This is a genomic window from Hymenobacter sp. J193 (genome assembly GCF_024700075.1).
GTDB lineage: Bacteria > Bacteroidota > Bacteroidia > Cytophagales > Hymenobacteraceae > Hymenobacter.
In genome coordinates this window covers 2,090,311-2,108,256 of the sequence record NZ_JAJONE010000001.1, presented here as the reverse complement: position 1 = coordinate 2,108,256, position 17,946 = coordinate 2,090,311, and the positions used below count along the sequence as shown (strand labels likewise).

General features: G+C 59.1%; 18 protein-coding genes. 8 read left to right on the top strand and 10 right to left on the bottom strand.

Annotated elements, in window-relative coordinates:
- Nucleotides 1-17: 17 nt before the first annotated feature.
- Nucleotides 18-1,067, bottom strand: a complete 1,050-nt coding sequence (gene queA / locus LRS06_RS09145) for a tRNA preQ1(34) S-adenosylmethionine ribosyltransferase-isomerase QueA (protein ID WP_196955409.1) — start codon at nt 1,065-1,067, stop codon at nt 18-20.
- A gap of 194 nt (nt 1,068-1,261) precedes the next feature.
- Between queA and LRS06_RS09140 the strand changes: the two genes are divergently transcribed.
- The 4 genes from LRS06_RS09140 to LRS06_RS09125 all read left to right on the top strand — a co-directional run bounded on the left by LRS06_RS09140 (nt 1,262) and on the right by LRS06_RS09125 (nt 5,146).
- Nucleotides 1,262-2,524 (top strand): ABC transporter permease, encoded by a 1,263-nt coding sequence (locus tag LRS06_RS09140; protein ID WP_257871212.1) that lies wholly within the window; start codon nt 1,262-1,264, stop codon nt 2,522-2,524.
- Between the two features lie 265 nt (nt 2,525-2,789).
- Nucleotides 2,790-3,653 carry a TIGR00730 family Rossman fold protein gene (locus tag LRS06_RS09135; protein WP_196955407.1) on the top strand — a complete coding sequence of 288 codons (864 nt, stop codon included), beginning with the start codon at nt 2,790-2,792 and terminating at the stop codon, nt 3,651-3,653.
- Between the two features lie 264 nt (nt 3,654-3,917).
- Nucleotides 3,918-4,403: an FAD-dependent oxidoreductase gene (locus LRS06_RS09130; protein ID WP_257871211.1), complete on the top strand. Its 486-nt coding sequence runs from the start codon at nt 3,918-3,920 to the stop codon at nt 4,401-4,403.
- On the top strand, nt 4,400-5,146 hold the full coding sequence (locus LRS06_RS09125; RefSeq protein ID WP_257871210.1) for a lycopene cyclase family protein: 747 nt from the start codon (nt 4,400-4,402) through the stop codon (nt 5,144-5,146). The genes LRS06_RS09130 and LRS06_RS09125 overlap by 4 nt, the downstream gene beginning before the upstream one ends.
- Nucleotides 5,147-5,193: 47 nt before the next feature.
- Here LRS06_RS09125 and LRS06_RS09120 read toward each other — a convergent pair whose 3' ends face one another.
- From LRS06_RS09120 to LRS06_RS09110, 3 genes are all read right to left on the bottom strand, one after another.
- Nucleotides 5,194-5,952: an ABC transporter ATP-binding protein gene (locus LRS06_RS09120; protein ID WP_257871209.1), complete on the bottom strand. Its 759-nt coding sequence runs from the start codon at nt 5,950-5,952 to the stop codon at nt 5,194-5,196.
- Nucleotides 5,953-6,033: 81 nt separating this feature from the next.
- Nucleotides 6,034-6,255: a DUF2795 domain-containing protein gene (locus tag LRS06_RS09115; RefSeq protein WP_019948259.1), complete on the bottom strand. Its 222-nt coding sequence runs from the start codon at nt 6,253-6,255 to the stop codon at nt 6,034-6,036.
- A 119-nt stretch (nt 6,256-6,374) separates the two neighbouring features.
- Nucleotides 6,375-7,694 (bottom strand): DUF349 domain-containing protein, encoded by a 1,320-nt coding sequence (locus LRS06_RS09110; protein ID WP_257871208.1) that lies wholly within the window; start codon nt 7,692-7,694, stop codon nt 6,375-6,377.
- A 353-nt stretch (nt 7,695-8,047) separates the two neighbouring features.
- Here LRS06_RS09110 and ettA point away from each other — a divergent pair, with 353 nt between their 5' ends.
- Complete coding sequence (gene ettA / locus LRS06_RS09105) at nt 8,048-9,715, top strand: energy-dependent translational throttle protein EttA (protein WP_257871207.1); 1,668 nt, start codon at nt 8,048-8,050, stop codon at nt 9,713-9,715.
- A gap of 84 nt (nt 9,716-9,799) precedes the next feature.
- Entirely contained in the window at nt 9,800-10,012 is a 213-nt protein-coding gene (locus LRS06_RS09100; RefSeq protein WP_257871206.1) for a hypothetical protein, read from the top strand.
- A gap of 79 nt (nt 10,013-10,091) precedes the next feature.
- Here the strand turns inward: LRS06_RS09100 and LRS06_RS09095 are convergent, their stop codons facing one another.
- The 4 genes from LRS06_RS09095 to LRS06_RS09080 all read right to left on the bottom strand — a co-directional run bounded on the left by LRS06_RS09095 (nt 10,092) and on the right by LRS06_RS09080 (nt 14,239).
- Nucleotides 10,092-10,997 (bottom strand): hypothetical protein, encoded by a 906-nt coding sequence (locus LRS06_RS09095; RefSeq protein WP_257871205.1) that lies wholly within the window; start codon nt 10,995-10,997, stop codon nt 10,092-10,094.
- 272 nt (nt 10,998-11,269) lie between these two features.
- Complete coding sequence (locus LRS06_RS09090) at nt 11,270-11,974, bottom strand: DNA-binding domain-containing protein (protein WP_257871204.1); 705 nt, start codon at nt 11,972-11,974, stop codon at nt 11,270-11,272.
- Between the two features lie 252 nt (nt 11,975-12,226).
- The gene (locus LRS06_RS09085) at nt 12,227-12,865 is read right to left on the bottom strand and encodes a response regulator transcription factor (RefSeq protein ID WP_257871203.1); all 639 of its coding nucleotides are present in this window, start codon (nt 12,863-12,865) and stop codon (nt 12,227-12,229) included.
- Nucleotides 12,866-13,315: 450 nt separating this feature from the next.
- A complete protein-coding gene (locus LRS06_RS09080; protein WP_257871202.1) occupies nt 13,316-14,239 on the bottom strand; it encodes an SMP-30/gluconolactonase/LRE family protein in 924 nt (307 codons plus the stop codon).
- Between the two features lie 444 nt (nt 14,240-14,683).
- Between LRS06_RS09080 and LRS06_RS09075 the strand changes: the two genes are divergently transcribed.
- On the top strand, nt 14,684-14,953 hold the full coding sequence (locus tag LRS06_RS09075) for a carboxypeptidase-like regulatory domain-containing protein (RefSeq protein WP_257871201.1): 270 nt from the start codon (nt 14,684-14,686) through the stop codon (nt 14,951-14,953).
- A 397-nt stretch (nt 14,954-15,350) separates the two neighbouring features.
- A complete protein-coding gene (locus LRS06_RS09070; protein ID WP_257871200.1) occupies nt 15,351-16,781 on the top strand; it encodes a CehA/McbA family metallohydrolase in 1,431 nt (476 codons plus the stop codon).
- Nucleotides 16,782-17,001: 220 nt separating this feature from the next.
- On the opposite strand, the gene LRS06_RS09065 is transcribed toward LRS06_RS09070, so the two are convergent.
- Both LRS06_RS09065 and LRS06_RS09060 read right to left on the bottom strand, forming a co-directional pair.
- Nucleotides 17,002-17,226 carry a hypothetical protein gene (locus LRS06_RS09065; RefSeq protein WP_257871199.1) on the bottom strand — a complete coding sequence of 75 codons (225 nt, stop codon included), beginning with the start codon at nt 17,224-17,226 and terminating at the stop codon, nt 17,002-17,004.
- 293 nt (nt 17,227-17,519) lie between these two features.
- On the bottom strand, nt 17,520-17,798 hold the full coding sequence (locus tag LRS06_RS09060) for a hypothetical protein (RefSeq protein ID WP_257871198.1): 279 nt from the start codon (nt 17,796-17,798) through the stop codon (nt 17,520-17,522).
- Nucleotides 17,799-17,946 lie beyond the last annotated feature (148 nt).

Sequence of the window (17,946 nt, the reverse complement as noted above, 5' to 3'; positions counted from 1 at the left end):
CCTAAGTCCCTAAGTCCCTACAGAATCAGCATAGCGTCGCCGTAGCTGAAGAAGCGGTATTTCTCCTTGATGGCCAGCTTGTAGGCTTCGCTCAGCAGGTCGTAACCCGCGAAGGCCGCCGACATCATCATGAGCGTGCTTTCCGGGGTATGGAAGTTGGTAAGCAGGCAGTTGGCAATCTTGAACTCATACGGAGGGAAGATAAACCGGTCGGTCCAGCCTTCGGTAGCTTTCAGGCGGGAGTTGGCCGATACCGACGATTCCATAGCGCGCATGGATGTGGTGCCGATGGCGCACACGCGTTTTTTGTTGTCCAGCGCCCGGTTCACAATCGTGGCCGTGGCGGCGGGCACCACAAAGTTTTCCGAGTCCATCTTGTGCTTGGTGAGGTCTTCCACGTCCACCGGGCGGAAAGTGCCCAGGCCCACGTGCAGCGTCACGGGCGTCATGTCCACGCCTTTGATTTCCAGGCGCTTCATTACCTCACGGGTGAAGTGCAGGCCTGCCGACGGTGCGGCTACGGCGCCAGTGTTCTTGGCGTAGATGGTCTGGTACCGCTCTTTGTCGGCAGCTTCCGTTTCGCGGGAAATGAACTCCTTCGGGATGGGCGTTTCGCCCAGGTCGTGCAGCGCCTTGTAGAATTCCTCGTCGGAACCGTCAAACAGGAACTTGATGGTGCGGCCGCGCGAAGTGGTGTTGTCAATTACCTCCGCTACCATGTCCGACTCGCCGAAGTACAGTTTGTTGCCCACCCGGATTTTGCGGGCCGGGTCTACCAGCACGTCCCACAGGTGAATTTCCTTGTTCAACTCGCGCAGCAGGAATACTTCAATCTGGGCGCCGGTTTTCTCCTTGTTGCCATAGAGGCGGGCCGGAAACACCTTCGTGTCATTCACTACCATCACGTCGCCATCCTCGAAATACTCAATGATGTCTTTGAAGACCCGATGCTCGATTTTGCCCGTGCTGCGGTGCAGCACCATGAGGCGCGATTCGTCGCGGTTTTTGGTAGGATGCTGAGCCACGAGGGCTTCAGGCAGGTCAAACTTGAACTCGGACAGTTTCATGGGCCAAAAGGGCAATAGGAGGGGAACCTAACGAAAATTTGAGGGTGCGAAAGTACACAAATTGGCTGGATTAATCGTTACTTTCCGCCCGAATACGGCGCCACTGGCCAGGATTCGCCCCGGAAGAATTATACTTTTCGGGCGCCTCCGCGGTTGCTTACCCGTTTCATCACGCCCGCACTGCTGCTTCTGCTATGAAAACCCTGCGCCTCACGTTCGAAAGTTTCCGGTTTGCTTGGCAGGCCCTGCGCGCCAATCTGCTGCGTACCGTCCTGTCCCTGCTGGGCGTTACGGTAGGCATCTTTGCTATCATTGCCGTGTTTGCGGTGGTTGACTCCCTGGAGGCCAACGTGCGCCAGAGCATGAGCTTTGTGGGCGACAAGGTGATTTACGTGCAGAAATGGCCCTGGTCCTTCGGCGGCGACTATCCGTGGTGGAAATATTTCAACCGTCCCAATCCGTCCATTCAGGAGTTCCGGGAGCTGCAGCGCATGCTTTCCCCGGAAAACAACCGGGGCGTGGCGGTTTTTGCGGCCCGGGGCGGCAATACCCTCAAAGCCGGCAACAACAGCGTGGAAAGCATTGCCGTGCAGGGCGTCACCATCGACTACCGCCTGATTTCGGATGTGCCGGTGCAGGAGGGGCGTTACTTCACGGCCCAGGAAATGGACGCGGCCCGCAACGTAGCTATTGTGGGCTACGAAATAGCGCATAACCTGTACCCTAACGGCTCGGCCCTGGGCCAAGAGTTTCGCACCCACGGCCAGAAGTTCAACATCATTGGCGTGATGCAGAAGGAAGGAAAGAAGCTGCTTGATACGCCCAGCAACGACACCAACTGCTTGGTTCCACTATCGGCCTTCACCAAGATGTTTGCCCTGAGCACCGGCAGCGGGGGCGGTGCCCAGGCCACCATCGGGATAAAGGGAGTAGACAGTGACCCGGGCATGCTCAACCTGGAGTCGGAGGTACAGGGGGCCATGCGCACCATCCGCGGCCTGAAGCCCCGGGAAGAAGACAGCTTTGCCCTGAACCGGCCCGAAATGCTGGCCAATGCCATTTCGCAGCTGTTTTCAATCATTGGCATTGCCGGGGCAGTTATTGGCTCGTTTGCCATTCTGGTGGGTGGTTTCGGTATTGCCAACATCATGTTCGTGTCGGTGAAGGAGCGCACCAATATCATCGGGATTCAAAAGTCCCTGGGCGCCAAGAATTACTTCATACTGTTTCAGTTTCTGTTCGAAGCCGTATTCCTGTGCCTGCTTGGTGGGGGCGCCGGCATCTTCTTGGTGTACCTTATTACGCTCATTCCGCAGGACGCCATGCCCATTTTCCTGTCGGCTGGCAACATAGCGCTGGGCCTTACCGTGTCGGTTGTGATTGGGGTGCTGGCCGGTATCATCCCGGCCGTAATGGCTGCCAACCTCGACCCGGTTATTGCCATTCGCAGCAAGTAGTGAAACGTGAAGTTGTGAAATGGTGAGTTTGACGTTCTGACCGCGCAGTTTGCGCAAGCGGCGCAATAAGAACATCAAACTCCACCATTTCACAACTTCACTATTTTATCTATCTTGCGGGTCGCTACTTTGAGTCGCCTTCCTTCCGTGGGCGGCTTTTTTTTGCTTTTTTCCTTCTTTGTTTACCTGGCAACGGCCATTCCCCACTGTCGCTCCGCGCCCCTGGCCGGCGGCTGTCGTTGCCCTATTTCCTGTTGTAGCTCCTATGGCGAAGCTCAAAAAAACCAGTAGAACCAAAGTCGCCGACCAGGTGATGAACGCCGGCAGCGGCCAGACGATTGTTCAGCCCAACGTCAACGACAACAAAGTCAAAACCATCAGTGATATCCGGGAGCAAACTCACGGCAAGCGTACCGTTCAGGTCGATGACGAACAGCGCATCCGCAAGGCTTTCGTAGACAAGGACTGGAACGAAATCAAGATTGCCGACTCCTGGCAGATCTTCAAGGTAATGGCCGAGTTCGTGGAAGGCTTCGAGAAGCTGACCAAGATTGGCCCTTGCGTGAGCATCTTCGGCTCGGCCCGCACCAAGCCCGAAAACCCGTACTACCAGATGGCTGAGGAAATTGCGGCCAAGCTGGTGCGCCACGGCTACGGCGTTATCACGGGCGGCGGCCCCGGCATTATGGAGGCCGGCAACAAAGGCGCCCACTCCGAGGGCGGCAAGTCGGTGGGACTCAACATTGAGCTGCCGTTCGAGCAGTTCAACAACATCTACATCGACCCCGACAAAATCATCAACTTCGACTACTTCTTCGTGCGCAAGGTGATGTTCATCAAGTACGCGCAGGGGTTTGTGGGCATGCCCGGCGGCTTCGGCACACTGGACGAGCTGTTTGAAGCCATCACGCTCATCCAGACCAAGAAAATCGGCCGCTTCCCCATCGTGCTGGTAGGCTCGGCGTACTGGAATGGCCTGTTCAAATGGATTGAGGAAGTGATGCTGCACGAGGAGCACAACATCTCGGCTGAGGACATGGAGCTGGTGCAGATTGTGGACGACGCCGAGGCGGCCGTAAAAATCATCGACGAATTCTACAGCCGCTACCTGCTCTCGCCAAACTTCTAATACGACGGAACCACGGATTCGCTCGGATTTATCGGATTGCACGGATTTCGTGGGCGACAAAACACGGATTCTAGCGGATTCGCTCGGATTTCGTGGACGTGTTCTGAGCCGTAAGGCTAATTGCTAATTACTGGTAGAAAAGCCGCTTCATCGGGAGCGGCTTTTTTGTTTATTGTAGCTTACAGCTCAGCTGTAGAATTGCCTGCTCATTGGTCACTGCGCTGTTCTCACGTAGCTTCGTCCCACGAACCGTCCCCGAAATCCGTGCAATCCGATAAATCCGCTAGAATCCGTGGTTCCGGCATCCGTGAGTATGACTACCTCATTGTGGGTGGCGGGGCGGCAGGCCTGAGTCTGGCGTACCATATCAGCCGGGAGCCCCGGCTGGCGGGCAAGCGGGTGCTGCTGCTGGAGCCTGAGGCCAAGGATCAGAACGACCGCACGTGGTCGTTTTGGACCAATGCGCCCATGCCCTTCGACGAGATTGTAGCCCACGAATGGCAGCAGCTGGCCTTCCGCAGCCCGGAGTTCGAGCAGGTGTTCCCGCTTTCGAACTACCGCTACAAGATGATCCGGGGGCTGGATTTCTACCGGTTCGTGCGGGCCGCGCTGGCCGACAACCCGCAGTTTACCTGGGTGCAAGCGAAGGTAAAGACTCTGGACAATGTTGCTCATAGGGCGCGGGCGCGTACCACTATGGGCGAGTTTCGCGCTCAGTACGCCTTCGACAGCCGCCCCCCAATCTGGTGAAGCTCAAGCAGCCCCAGCGGCACCGCTACCTGCTGCAGCACTTCGTGGGATGGGAAGTCGAAACCGCGCACGACGTGTTCGACCCGACTACGGTGGAGTTTATGGATTTCCGGGGTGAGCAGCACCAGGAAGCGCGCTTTATGTACGTGCTGCCGTTCAGTCCGCGCCGGGCACTAGTTGAGTACACGCTGTTTTCGCCCACCCCACTGGCTAAGGAAGAATACGAAGAAGCCATTCGGCGCTATCTGCACGACACGCTGGGTGTTACGAATTTTCGCATCGAAGCGGAGGAAGCTGGCGCCATTCCGATGACCGACCACCCGCTGCCAGCGCGGGCCGGAAGGCACATCATCAACCTGGGTACGCGGGCTGGTCGGGCCAAACCCAGCACCGGCTACGCTTTTCAGCGCATTCAGGCGCACTCAGCCCGTCTGGTGGCCGCTCTGGCTTCTACCGGCCACCCACCTAAGAACTCTACCGGCGACCAGTGGCAGTTCCCCCTGTTCGATTCCCTGCTGCTCGACATCATGCAGCGCCAAGGCGAAACCACCCGCGCCATCTTCGCCGAGCTATTCCGGCACAACCCCGTAGAGCGCATCTTCCGCTTCCTCGACGAGCGCACAACGCCCTGGGAGAATTTCCAGATCATGAACTCCGTGACGCCCTGGCCCTTCCTGCGCTCCATCTGGCACGTAGTACGCCGCCGGCCGGGAAAGCGGAGAAATAGTGAGATGGTGAAATAGTGAGTTGATGTTCTAATTGCGCCATCTGTGCGGTCAGAACATCCAACTCACCATTTCACCAGCTCACCGTGCGCGGCAAGGCTTGCTTCGCTTTCCAGGAAGGCGCGCTCGGTTTGCACGGCGGCGGCGGACAAGGGCTGCAGCTGCGGCTGCGGGCGCGAGAGATTAAGTAGGTAGCCAGGCTGGGTGGCTAGGTTGTCGAGGTCGTGGGTGATGCAAAAGATGGTTTTCTGCTGGCCAGCTACCCAGCCCCGGAGCAAATCGAATACGCGGCGGCGGTAGTACACGTCCAGCTGCTGGGTGGGCTCGTCGAGCAGGTACAGCGCTGCATCCTGCAAGCTCAGCTGGGCCAGCCACACCAGCTGCTGCTCGCCCCCCGAAAGCTGCGTGAAGTCGCGGCGAAGCAGATGGGCCGCGCCAACTTGAGCCAGGGAAGCTTCGGCCAGGGCGTAATCCTGCGCGGTGTAGCTGCCCAGGAAGCGGTGGTGGCAGTAGCGGCCCATGACTACCAGCTCCCGTACCTCTATCGGAAAGCTCACCACACTGCGCTGGGGCAAATGCGCCAACAGCCCTGCTGCGGCCGGGCGCCGGATGGTGCGCAGGTCGCGGCCCGCTACGTGTACGCGGCCCTGATAGGGTATCTGGCCGGTGAGGGCGCGGAACAAGGTGGTTTTGCCGCAGCCATTGTGCCCGATAATGGCTACGAAAGCCGGCTCCGGTACGCACACAAAAAGGTTGCGGAGCAGAACACGCTGTTCATACCCCGCAACCAGATTTTCAATCGTTAGAACTGAGAGCGTAGACATCAGAACCGAGAAGTGGATAAAAGCACCGTCGACCAGATCAAGCGGTCTAAGTTCTAAACTCTGAGTTCTGAGCTCTTATTTCTAGTATTCGTCTTCGTTGAACATGAAGTCCTCTTTAGTGGGGTAGTCAGGCCACACTTCCTCGATGTTCTCGTAGGGTTGGCCGTCGTCTTCCAGCGCCTGCAGGTTCTCTACTACCTCCATCGGGGCTCCCGAGCGGATAGAGTAGTCAATCAATTCGTCCTTGGTGGCGGGCCAGGGTGCATCTTCCAGGTATGAAGCCAGTTCCAGCGTCCAGTACATAGTCGTGTGTGCTACAAAAAAAGGGTTGGCAAAAGTAGAAGTTCGCAAGCAAATACCTAACGGAAGCTAGGGGTGCGTTAGCTTAACGACGACAACGTAAAATAACGTGCAAAGTTGGACTATGCAACCAGGCGTTGGCGCAACAGCTCAATTAACTCGGTCTTGGTGCGGATTTTCCGCTGAAACGTGCGGATCTTCCCTTGCAGCATTGTGCGGAAGGCGTCGTTGCCGGGGGCGTTGCTGAGTTTATCCAGGTTTTGCTCCAGCACTTCCTGCTCCTGCTTATCTGACTTAATAAAGTCGCGCAGGGCCTGGGCCCGTACGTTGTACTGCTCCTCGGGCGTGCTCACATCGAGGCCGCTGGCCTGGCGCTTGCGCACAAAGTGCTCCAGGGCGCTCAGCTCAAACACCTTGTCGCAGGCGGCCAGGAACTGCTCCCAAACCCGGTCCGACTCCTCACCGCGTACCGGACCCACTTGTTTCCAGGCGGCCTGCAGCTCCTTGGCTCGCGTCACGGCCTGGCCCATGGGCTGGTCGAGCAAAGCCGTGGCTTCGGCTACCAGGGCGCGCTTGCGGGCCAGGTTGTCCTCGGCCGAGCCGCTCACGCCGCCCCCGCTCACCGTCTCAGGGCGGCGGGTGTTGATGTGCACCTTCAGGCGCTCAAAGAAGTGGTTGTGGGCGGCCCGGAAGCGCGTCCACAGGTCGTTGGCCTGTTTGCGGGGCAGGGAGCCCTCCACGTCTTTCCACTCCTGCTGCAGCTGCTTGAGCTTGCGGGTGGTTTCCTCGAACTCGTTGGAGTTCTGCAGGGCCTCCGATTTGTGAATCAGCTCCTTGTACTTGTCGTACACGCGGTTCACCATGGCCTTCTTCTCGGCCTGGAACTGCTTGCGGGCCGTGAAGAATGAGTCGACGGCGGCCTGAAAACGGGTTTCCAGCTCCTCGGTCAGCTGCTTTTCCACCGGCCCGGTCTTGATCCAGACCTGGCGCAGCTCCTTTACTTTCTCGCTGGCCCCGGCCCAGTCCACGGTGTTTTTCAGCTCGCCGGCTTCCTGAATCAGGTTGATCTTGGTAGCCAGGTTTTTCTCCCGGTTGCGGTTCACGGTCACCTTCACCGCTTCTTCGGCTTCGGTGAGGCGGCGGTACAGGGCTTCGAAGTCGCCCAGGGCGTCGTAGCTGGCTACCTGATCTTTCAGGTGCTGGGCCTTCATCAGAAAGGAGCCTTTGTTTTCGGCTTCCTCAATCTTGCGCAGCAGGTCTTCCACCTTGCCGCGAAACAGTTCAAAGCGTTGGGCAAAGTAGACCAGCGAAGCGTCGGCCGACTCCTTTACCTGGCCTACGCGGCGGGCAGGCAGCTGCATGAAGGCACGCAGCCACACTTCCTCGCCTTCAACGTAACCGTAGCGATGCGCTTCGGCCAGCAGGTACTCTTGTGATTCCATAAAGGGAAATGAAATAGCGCGCGAGCGAATAGGTGGGTGTTTAAGTGTTCAGGTCAAAATGTACTACAAGTTTACGGGATGCTGCGCATATTCGGTAGGAAGCAAAGCCAGATAGCACCCTGGGAAAGCCGCCAGTCGCTGCCTACCTTTGAGTTTCCCGGCGGGCCGTAACTGGCCGCGGTGCGGGCGCCCTTCCCGCGGAGTACCGGTGTTAGCTACGGGCCCAACCGGCTGGCGGTTATACCGGCTGGCTGGAGTTGTCGGCGAAAACGGCTATTGCCAGGGAGAGTTTTTTGCTTACCATCGTTGCAACGGCCGGCTGCGCGGCCTGCGCTTTTCGCTTTCTTTCTTCTATGTCCGACCAGCCCACCATTATTTTCTCCATGGCCGGGGTCACCAAGGTGTACCCGCCCCAGAAACAGGTTCTCAAAAACATCTACCTCTCGTTTTTCTACGGCGCCAAGATTGGCGTGCTCGGTCTCAACGGCTCGGGCAAGTCGTCCCTGCTGAAGATTATTGCCGGCCAGGACAAGCAGATTCAGGGCGACGTGGTGTGGTCGCCGGGCTATACGGTGGGCTACCTGGAGCAGGAGCCCCAGCTCGATGCCACCAAAACGGTGCTGGAAGTAGTGCAGGAAGGCACCGCCGAAACCGTGGCTCTGCTCAAGGAGTTCGAGGAAATCAACGAAGCCTTCGGGGGCGAAGACCCCGACTTCGACAAGCTGCTGGAGCGCCAGGGTACCGTGCAGGAACGCCTCGACCAGCTCGACGCCTGGAACCTGGACTCCAAGCTGGAGCGTGCCATGGACGCCCTGCGCACCCCTGCGCCCGACGCCATCATCGGCAACCTCTCGGGCGGGGAAAAGCGCCGCGTGGCTTTGTGCCGCCTGTTGCTGCAGGAGCCCGACGTGCTGCTGCTCGACGAACCCACCAACCACCTCGACGCGGAAAGCGTGCTTTGGCTGGAGCAGCACCTCAAGCAGTACAAAGGCACCGTCATTGCCGTAACCCACGACCGGTACTTCCTCGACAACGTGGCCGGCTGGATTCTGGAGCTGGACCGGGGCGAGGGTATTCCGTGGAAGGGCAACTACTCCTCCTGGCTGGAGCAGAAGTCGAACCGCCTGGCCCAGGAAGAGAAAACCGAGAGCAAGCGCCAGAAAACCCTGCAGCGCGAGCTGGAATGGGTGCGCATGGCCCCCAAGGCGCGCCAGGCCAAGAGCAAGGCCCGCCTCGCCGGCTACGACAAGATGGTGACGGCCGATGCCAAGGAAAAGGAGCAGAAGCTGGAGCTGTTCATCCCTGACGGCCCGCGCCTGGGTGCCCAGGTGATTGAGGCCGAGGGCCTGACCAAGTCGTTCGGCAACCGGCTGCTGTTCGAGAACCTGTCGTTCGCGCTGCCCCAGGGTGGTATCGTGGGCATCATCGGCCCGAACGGCGCCGGCAAAACCACGCTGTTCCGCCTCATCACCGGGCAGCTGGAGCCCGACGCGGGCACCTTCGTGGTGGGCCCCACGGTGCAAACGGCCTACGTAGACCAGCAGCACGACACGCTGGAGCCCAACAAGTCGGTGTTTGAAACCATTTCGGGCGGCACCGAAACCATGCTGCTGGCCGGCCGCCAGGTGAACTCCCGCGCCTTCGTGAGCAACTTCAACTTCCGCGGCGGCGACCAGGAAAAGAAAGTCGGCTCGCTCTCGGGCGGGGAGCGGAACCGGGTACACCTAGCTACCACCCTCAAGCAGGGCGCCAACCTGCTCCTGCTCGACGAACCGACCAACGACCTGGACGTGAATGCCATCCGGGCCCTGGAAGATGCGCTGGAGAACTTTGCCGGCTGCGCCGTTATCATCAGCCACGACCGGTGGTTCCTCGACCGCCTGGCCACCCACATCCTGGCCTTCGAGGGCGACTCGCAGGTGGTCTGGTTCGAGGGCAACTTCTCCGACTACGAGGAAGCCAAGAAGAAGCGCCTAGGCGACGTGGAGCCCAAGCGCGTGCGGTACCGGAGCTTGGGGTAAAGTGACCCTTGCGTTACGAAAAGCGCCGCTGGAAGTATTTCCAGCGGCGTTTATGTTTTCCTAGTGTTACATAACCCGATAAGTATGCCTTCTCCCCTAGCCGAGCAACAGCGCATCGTGGCGAAGCTGCTGGGGCACTGCGAAGCCCTGGAGCAGCGCATCCAGGAAAGCCGCCGCCTGGCCGGGCCGGGTGGGGCGGTAGCGGCCGAAGCAATGGCTGCGGTGGTGGTACCGCCCGGGCGTAAGGCCACGAAGCGGGTGGTGGGTGTTGGGGACTTGTTTGCAGACTTAGGGTAAAAGACCAAGGGCACAAAGAAGCCCCAACCGCGTGGGGCGCGGCCGGGGCTTCTTTACTACAGAAGAGAGTTACGAAAAGCTATTGGGAGCCTCCTTTGACTTCGGTGCTTTCTGGGCTAAAGATGTTGAATCCGATGCCTGCTGCCAGCCATACCTTCTTATTGTCTTTCCATGTTTCGGAAGTTTGGCCTAAGTAGTCTCGGCCTGTTAGTATACCAAGCTGTAACCGTTCCCATTGGTACATAAATGCTAGTGAGAGTGAGATAGCAGCATGGTCGGCGCTTTCTGTCACTGTGCTATTATCGGGCGTAAGGGTAACGGAGGCAATGCCAACGCCCAATAGTAGAGAAACGGCATGGTCTGAACGTCTGTAAGGGTGGAAGCTGAAGCCGCCCAAGCCACTGAACGTAATGTCTTTGGTAAAATCGCCCATACGCGGCCGGTACTTAAATGGCATAACTAGGGCTCCTGCTGTTGGGTTAAGATAACTTACCAAAGCATCCGCACTCATAGCTAGTTGCTCGGCAGTTATAAGAAATAAGCGTTTTGTGCCTGTAAAGGCATTGTAATTAAAGCGAAAGTAGTTTTGGGTTTGCGTAAGATTTAGGTTTTTCTCCTGCAAGTCTTTGTCGGCAGGCTGAGGAGTGCCATCGGCATTGAGAAGATTATAGTCATTAGTTAACCTCAGCCCCTTCAATCTTAAGTTATCCTTCCCTTGAGAGTCTTTAGGAGACCATTCCCAAAATGAAATGATAAATGAGCCATCGGGTTGCTTTTTCGCAATCGAGAATTTTGCGCCTACCGGGATGATTATGCTGGGTGCAGCCAACGCAACGCCTTGATCATTACATTCCTGAAGAAGGGTGCTAGCTTTTAACCGGTATGATAAGGAAGTAGGTGTTGGGTCATCGGCTTTGCATGGAATGATTGCAAAACACATTGCGACGAGCAACAGAAGGCCGGAGAAGTACCTTGGAGTATTCATAGGAGCAAAAAGTAAAGCTGGGAATGAGTTCAGTGTTTTGGCTGGCGCTATCACCTAGCCTCCGCCGTCACATGGCGGGCTTAGCTTACTCCACTCGATAGTAGGCTACGCCGTCCTATCAGGGTATTGTGAGCATGTCGCCCAAGCTGCCGACCAAATGATGAGTTGAGAATGTCTCATGGGAGAGCGACATTACTACTCCCGGCCTAGGAGTCCACTACTCCTGCCGCAAGAGTCTACTACTCCCGGCCTAGGAGTGGCAATGGTTTTTATCAGGCTATGGTAAGCACCGCGTCCAGCGTAGCCGTTTTAAGTTGGGTACTGGCTTTGCCTTTGCTGCGCACCTCCAACCGGTAGCTGCCCGCCGTGAGCGTGGCCGGTACCACGAACAGCTGCTCCGAGGGTAGGTTCTTCTTCACTTTCGTCACCCGGACGGGGGCGCCGCCGGTACTTTTGACGAAGAACAGGCCCTGAGTCGCGTCGTCCAGGTCGTACTTGAGGTTGGCGCCGCGCAGGTGGGCCAGGTTGCCTTTGGTGAGGGTGGCGTTTACCGCGTCGGTGAGCAGGTCCTCCACGTTTTCGGGGCGGGGCTCACTCTGGCTCACGGCCCGCACCAGCGTGAAGCTCAGTTCGGTTTCAGCCTGGCGCAGGTAGGTGCCGGGGGTGAGGCGGATGTGGCCCCGGTGGCGCTGCGGGTCAAAGGTGTCGTTGGCGTCGGCCCACACCCCGGTCAGGGCCGGCCGCAGGATAAAAAAGTCCGTCACCACACTCTCGCCGCGCTGCACCCGGCGCAGGGCGGCGGTTTTCAGCTCCTCGTACATGGCCAGAAACTCGGCCTTGGTAACGGTGGAGCCGGGCCGCACAATGTCGTTGGCCAGGTCGTCGATGGAGGCGGTAGCGGAAATCTGCACCTGGGCCCGCAGGTCCTTGGGGTCGGTGGTCAGCTTGTTGTCAACGAGGGAATAGGAGATGTCCATAGCGGCAGCGTATCGGTTTAGGCAAAGCTGCCGGTTCTTAGGCCGCTGCGCATCAGTGCCAGCACTGAATTTAAGCGCATTAGCGCGTGAGTAGCAGGAACTTCCGGGAAGCATCGGCATACACCGCCTGGCGTAGGATGCGGGGCTTGCCCCCGCCCTTGGTTGAAGGAGGATAGCTGCAACGTGGCGCGCACGGCGGGCGGGGACAAGCCCCGCACCCTACCGCACTTTCTTTGCCGGCATATACACACCTCAGGGCGCTACCCAGCCCTGGCGCACGGCTTGCACGGCCAGCCCTACCAGGGTGCGGGCCCCGGCTTTCTGCAGCAGGGCCCGGCGGTGGCTTTCCACGGTACGCACGCTCAGGTTTAGCTGCTCGGCTATTTCCTGGTTGCTGAAGTCGGCCACCACCAGCCGCAGCACCTCCACCTCGCGGGGGCTGAAAGGCGTGGGCGGCAGGGTAGCAAGTGCGGTAGCCGCGCCGGGCACCGTGCCCCCGGCCGCCCCGCTCAGCAGGGCCGCAATGGTGGCCACGGCCGCCGCCGGGGGCGCGCTCTGGCGCAGCAGCGCATGGGCCCCGGCCTGCAACAGCTGCCGGCGCAGGAGGGGAGCCAGGTGCCGGCCCGTGAGCACCAGCAGCTGCTGGCTGCCGCGGATGGTGCGCAGCTGCCGGAGCAGCTGGGGCAGGCCCGGGCCGCTCAGGGTGCTATCGAGCACCACCAGCCCGTAGGCCTGCTGCCGCAGCAAAGGCAGCAGCTGCCCGGCATCGGGCGTGACGGTGCAGGCCAGGGCGGGCCAGTGGGTGTGGAGGGTAGCCAAAAGGCCCTGCCGATGCAGGGAGGGCGGGGCGGCTACCAGCACGGTAGCGGCCCCCATAACGGATAATTCCATGCAGACCAGGTGAGATAAGCACACGTAGGACAACGGCCGCCGGAAGGCAACCGGATTCTGCTGGCAATAGATGGTGTAATAGGAGAGGGCCGGCCGCAACAGTCAGCCCCAGAGCGCGGTAGCCCAATGTAAAGCTTTAGCGTCGCCCTGGCAATACCTGAATGCAGGTATATTGTAAAAAACAAGTATATATCCTCTGTTCCCGCCCAGAGGGCACAGTGCCACGGCATCCGGCTTATGCTGAAGCTGTTTAGAAAGTCGCCACAACTAACAAGAACGTCATGCTGAGCGCAGCCGAAGCATCTCTACCGCTCCGTCTGAATAGCAGCACAACGAAGCGGTAGAGATGCTTCGACAAGCGGACGCCAGATAGAGCATGACGTTCAATGGACTTTCCAAACAGGTTCGCTAACTCAATTCTTCATTCCTCATTCTCCCTCAGAACGGGCCTTACCACACCCCGTGCACACGCATGGGCAGCACGTATACCGCCTCCGAAGCCGTGATGAACAGGGTTTTGCGGTTCCGGCCGCCAAAGCACAGGTTGGCCGTCCAGGCGGCGGGCACGTCGATGTGCTGCAGCAGCTGGCCGGCAGGGCTGTACACCGTCACGCCCTGGCCGGTGAGGTACACGTTGCCCTCGTGGTCGATGGTCATACCATCGGAGCCCTGGGCCACAAACAGCTGCCGGTTGGTGAGGCGGCCGTCGGCGGCAATCTGGTAGCGGTAGGTTTTACCGGCCCCGATGTCGGCCACGTACAGCTGCCGACCGTCGGGCGTGCCCACGATGCCGTTGGGCTGCTGCAACTGGTCATCCACTACTACAGGCTGCGTCTGGCCTTTGGGCAGGAAGTACACCTTCTGGCCGCCCAGAGCCGGGTCGGGCGTCTGGCGCGACCAGTAGGGCCGCTGGTAGTAAGGATCGGTGAAGTAGATGCCCGCGCTGGTAGGGTGCACCCAGAGGTCGTTGGGGCCGTTGAGGCGGTGGCTTTGCACGTCCCGGAGCAGGACGGTTACTTTCCCGTCGGGGGCAATAGACCACAGCTGACTGAGCTCATCGGCGCAGGCCAGCAGGTTGCCCTGCCCGTCGAAGTACAACCCGTTGGCGCGGCCGGCCGGCTCCAGAAATACGCTGAGCTGGCCCTGGGTGTCGTACTTCCAGATGCGGTTGTTGGGCTGGTCGGTGAAGAACACGTTGCCGGCTTTGTCCACGGCGGGGCCTTCGGTGAAGCTAAACTGCCGTGCCACCAGCCGGGGCGTGGCGTCGTCGTCGGCCAGGCGACTGGCAGTCGGGCGGGCAGCGGGCGGCGCGGCCGTGGTGCAGGCCCAGAGGCTGAGAGCAAGCAGGACATGCGGTAGAGAAGGCAGCTTCATGCCAACCAAGGTAGGCAGCCCCGGAGCGCAGATCAACTTTGACGTTGCACCAACCATCAACCCGGGGTAGAGACGCCTACTTGCGTCTCCTCATTGAAAGGTACTCTCGAACCACTATCAATGCACTAGCGCGGCTGACGAGACGCAAGTAGGCGTCTCGTCAGCCGTTCCGCAGCCGGTTCAACCTGAGCTGCTTCCCGGAGCTGCGGGACAAAGCACCGGGAAAGCCGCTGCCAGCATTTTGGGCGCCGTTTAGGGGGCTGCCTCGAACTATTTGGCGGGCGAGCCTGTACTCACTGCGCCGGCCACGCGCTGCCCCGGCCCGGCCGGCGTTTCAACCCGGCGGGTTCTTGGTACAGTGTTTGCCAACACCGGCTGCCCAACTGGCTGTGCTGCATAGCCGTTGGGATATTTAGTGTAGCTTGCTTTCCTGTTTTCCTGCTTATGCACCGCGCTTCTACTCTCTTCCTTGGGCTTGGCCTGCTGCTGGCGCCCGGCATGCTTCTGGCGCAGCAATCAGCTCCCGAGCCTGTGGCGGCTTCTTCCCAGGCGGTGGGCTGTCCCATCGTCACGGGCACCGTTACCGATGAAGACAACAACCCCCTCACCGGAGCCACCGTGCAGGTGCCCGGCCTGATGGATGCCTTCATCACCAACTCTGAGGGGCACTACATGATCATGACCAAGGCGCCGCTGCAAAAAACACGCGGCTGAAAGTAAGCGCCGGCGGCTACGAAGCCCAGGAGCTGGTTCTGACCAGCTGTCAGCCGGGCAACGTGTCGCTGCGAGTCCTGCCCGGCACCCGCTTCAAGCGCGACGGCCGCATCAAAAAGACCACCTCTGCCGGTAAGATCTGGTAAGCGTCTTCCTACCGCATCAAAAAGCCTGACGGCCGCTGCGTTTATACACAGCGGCCGTCAGGCTTTTTGCATTAAACGCCTTCAGTCAGCTGCTTTCATGCGCTGGTTAGTAGCCGGGTTTTGCCTGGAAAAGCGGCGGAGAGTGGCTAATGAGGGCCTTGCGTGAGGGCGCAACTTTCGGGGAGGAATTGGACCAGAACCAGTAGCTTTGTACACTGCTCTTTGTCTCCGCTTGTACCTATTGCTTCTTCGTGAAAAAAACCTCTACTCTGTTGCTGGCAGCTTGCTGCTGGGCTGGTGTAGCGCGCGCGCAGGCGCCGCAAACGCTGAACTACTACTACGGCAACCTGCACGCGCACTCTGCCTACTCCGACGGCAACAAGGATGAAAGCAAAAACCACTTCCGTACGCCGGGCCAGAACTTCGGCTTTGCCTCCGCCTCCCAGCACTTCGACTTTCTGGGCATTTCGGAGCACAACCACGCCACGGCCGGTATGGCCCGCGCCAACTACGCCAAGGGCCTGCGCCAGGCCGACAGCGTAACCGTAGACGGCAAGTTTGTGGCGCTGTATGGCATGGAGTGGGGCACCATCTCCGGCGGCGGCCACCTGCTGGTATATGGCGTGGACCAGCTGCTGAACTGGGAAAGCGGCAACTATGACGTGTACGTACCCAAAAACGACTATCAGGCCCTGTTTCGGCAGATCAACAAGCGCCCCGGCGCTTTTGCCACCCTAGCTCACCCCAGCTCCGGCGACTACGGCAACCTGGCTGGCAGCGCCCCCTTCAGCGCCCGCGCCGACAGCGCCGTGGTGGGCACCGTGATGCGCTCCGGGCCGGCTATGTCCACCAACATCAGCTACCTCGACCCTTCCCGCAGCAGCTACGAGTCCACGTTTCAGAAGCTGCTGGCCAAGGGCTACCACGTTGGCATCTCCCTCGACCACGACAACCACTACACCACCTTCGGCCGCAACACGCCCGGCCGCCTGGTGGTGCTGGCGCCCGAGCTTACCAAAGCCAGCCTGCTGGAAGCCGTGCGCGCCCGCCACTTCTACGCCTCCGATGACTGGAACGCCGAAGTGCGCTTTCAACTGAATGAGCAGCCCATGGGCAACATCGTGGAAGGAGAGCAGGCTGCGGCTATCAGCGTCTCGGTAACTGATAGTGATAAGGAGGCGCTGAAGTCGCTCACGCTGCTGCGCGGTACCCCCGGCAGCGGGCAGCTGGCCACGGTAGTAGCCACAGCCCCCGGCCTGGGCAGCACGCTCAGCTACACCGAAACCACCGCGCAACCCGGCGAAACGGCTTACTACTATGCCGTTATCACCCAGGCCGACGGCGACCGGATAGTAACCTCGCCTATCTGGTACACGCGTATGCTCGCCACGGCCGGCCAGGCTCCGCAAACAGTAGCCGCTCAGCTGGATGTGTACCCGAACCCGGGAGTGGGACCGGTTTCCGTCTCGTATTTCCTGGCCACGCCGGCCGCCGTAACGCTGGAAGTGCTGGATGCAGTGGGCCGGCCGGTTTACCGTCTGGCTGACGATGAGCGCCAAAGCGCCGGCCCGCATACCCTGCAGCTAGGCACCGACGCGACTCCGCTGGAAAACGGCCTTTACATTGTGCGGCTGGTGCAAAACGGGGCCAGCAGCTACCGCCGCCTGCTTATTGCCCGCTAGTAGCTGAGCTTTCTGATACCGCTCCGCCCGGTTATAACTCATTGGGCAGGGTAAAATATTGAACAAGCGTCGCCCCGGCAGTAGTCTGCCCGGGTGACGCTTGTTTTGTTTGGGTACGACTGAATTGCCGGAATAGCGCTATGCCAGCTGCGTTTTTCCGCAACGAAGCAGGGCCGTTAGGCTTTTGCAGTCGGAAGTAACCGGATGATATACCTGTTAATCAGCCATTAACCGCCCACCGGCTGCGGCGTTGCGAGGCCCGGCGACGCTTGTTTTGCTTTTTGCGCTTGCTCCAGGAAGTAAACAGCTTGCCGGGACGCAGCTCAGTCCGAAGCTGGGCCAGCGGAATGGCTGTTTCGGGTGTGCCTACTGTTTCGCAGGATGCTTCTAACGGCAGCGATACGACAAACGCCCCGATGAGTAAAAACGCAGAAAAGTTTTTCATGGCACTTAAGTTATTTTAAGTAAAACTTTGTCTGTGCAATTGTAGAAATAATGTAAGTTAAGTCCAAGAAAGTGATACCACATGATTATGTGATAAGCTGATTTTATTCTGTAAATAATTGCCTATCACTATGATTATGTGTGGGTCATAGCACATGCCTTTTATCAATAGCGGAATGTGGGGCTGAAGTAGATATATACTTCTTGAGGCCAGCTCAAAGTTGACTGCTCATAAAACAAAGCAGCCGCCAGTCGACGAATCGACTGGCGGCTGGCTTTTGACTGTAGGGCAGGCTATTCTTTGGAATGCTCCTGATCGGAGTGCTCTTGAATAGCGTCGGCCGCACGCTTGGTCAACAATACAGCACCAATAGCCAGTACGGCAACGCCCAGAATTACCTGGGTCGACGAAAAGCGCTGGCTGGCTTTGCGCAGCAGCACGGCGCCGTGCTTCAGCAGGTCTTCTACGTGTTCGGTGTTTCCCTGGAAGACGTGGTAGGCACTCTCAAACGTGCGGGCAATGTCTTCGGGCAGAATTTTCTCGAGGTCTTCTTGGGTTAGTTCGGTGCTCATAGTGGCGTAGATTGAGGAAGGAGTACGGAAATACGGGTGTTGCAACGGCTGGTTGCGAGGCTGTGTACGAAGCAGCCTGCCGCTTGGCTGCCCCGGGCATAAAAAAGGCTTACCCGGGTGGATAAGCCTTTTCGCTACCGTAGAGCTT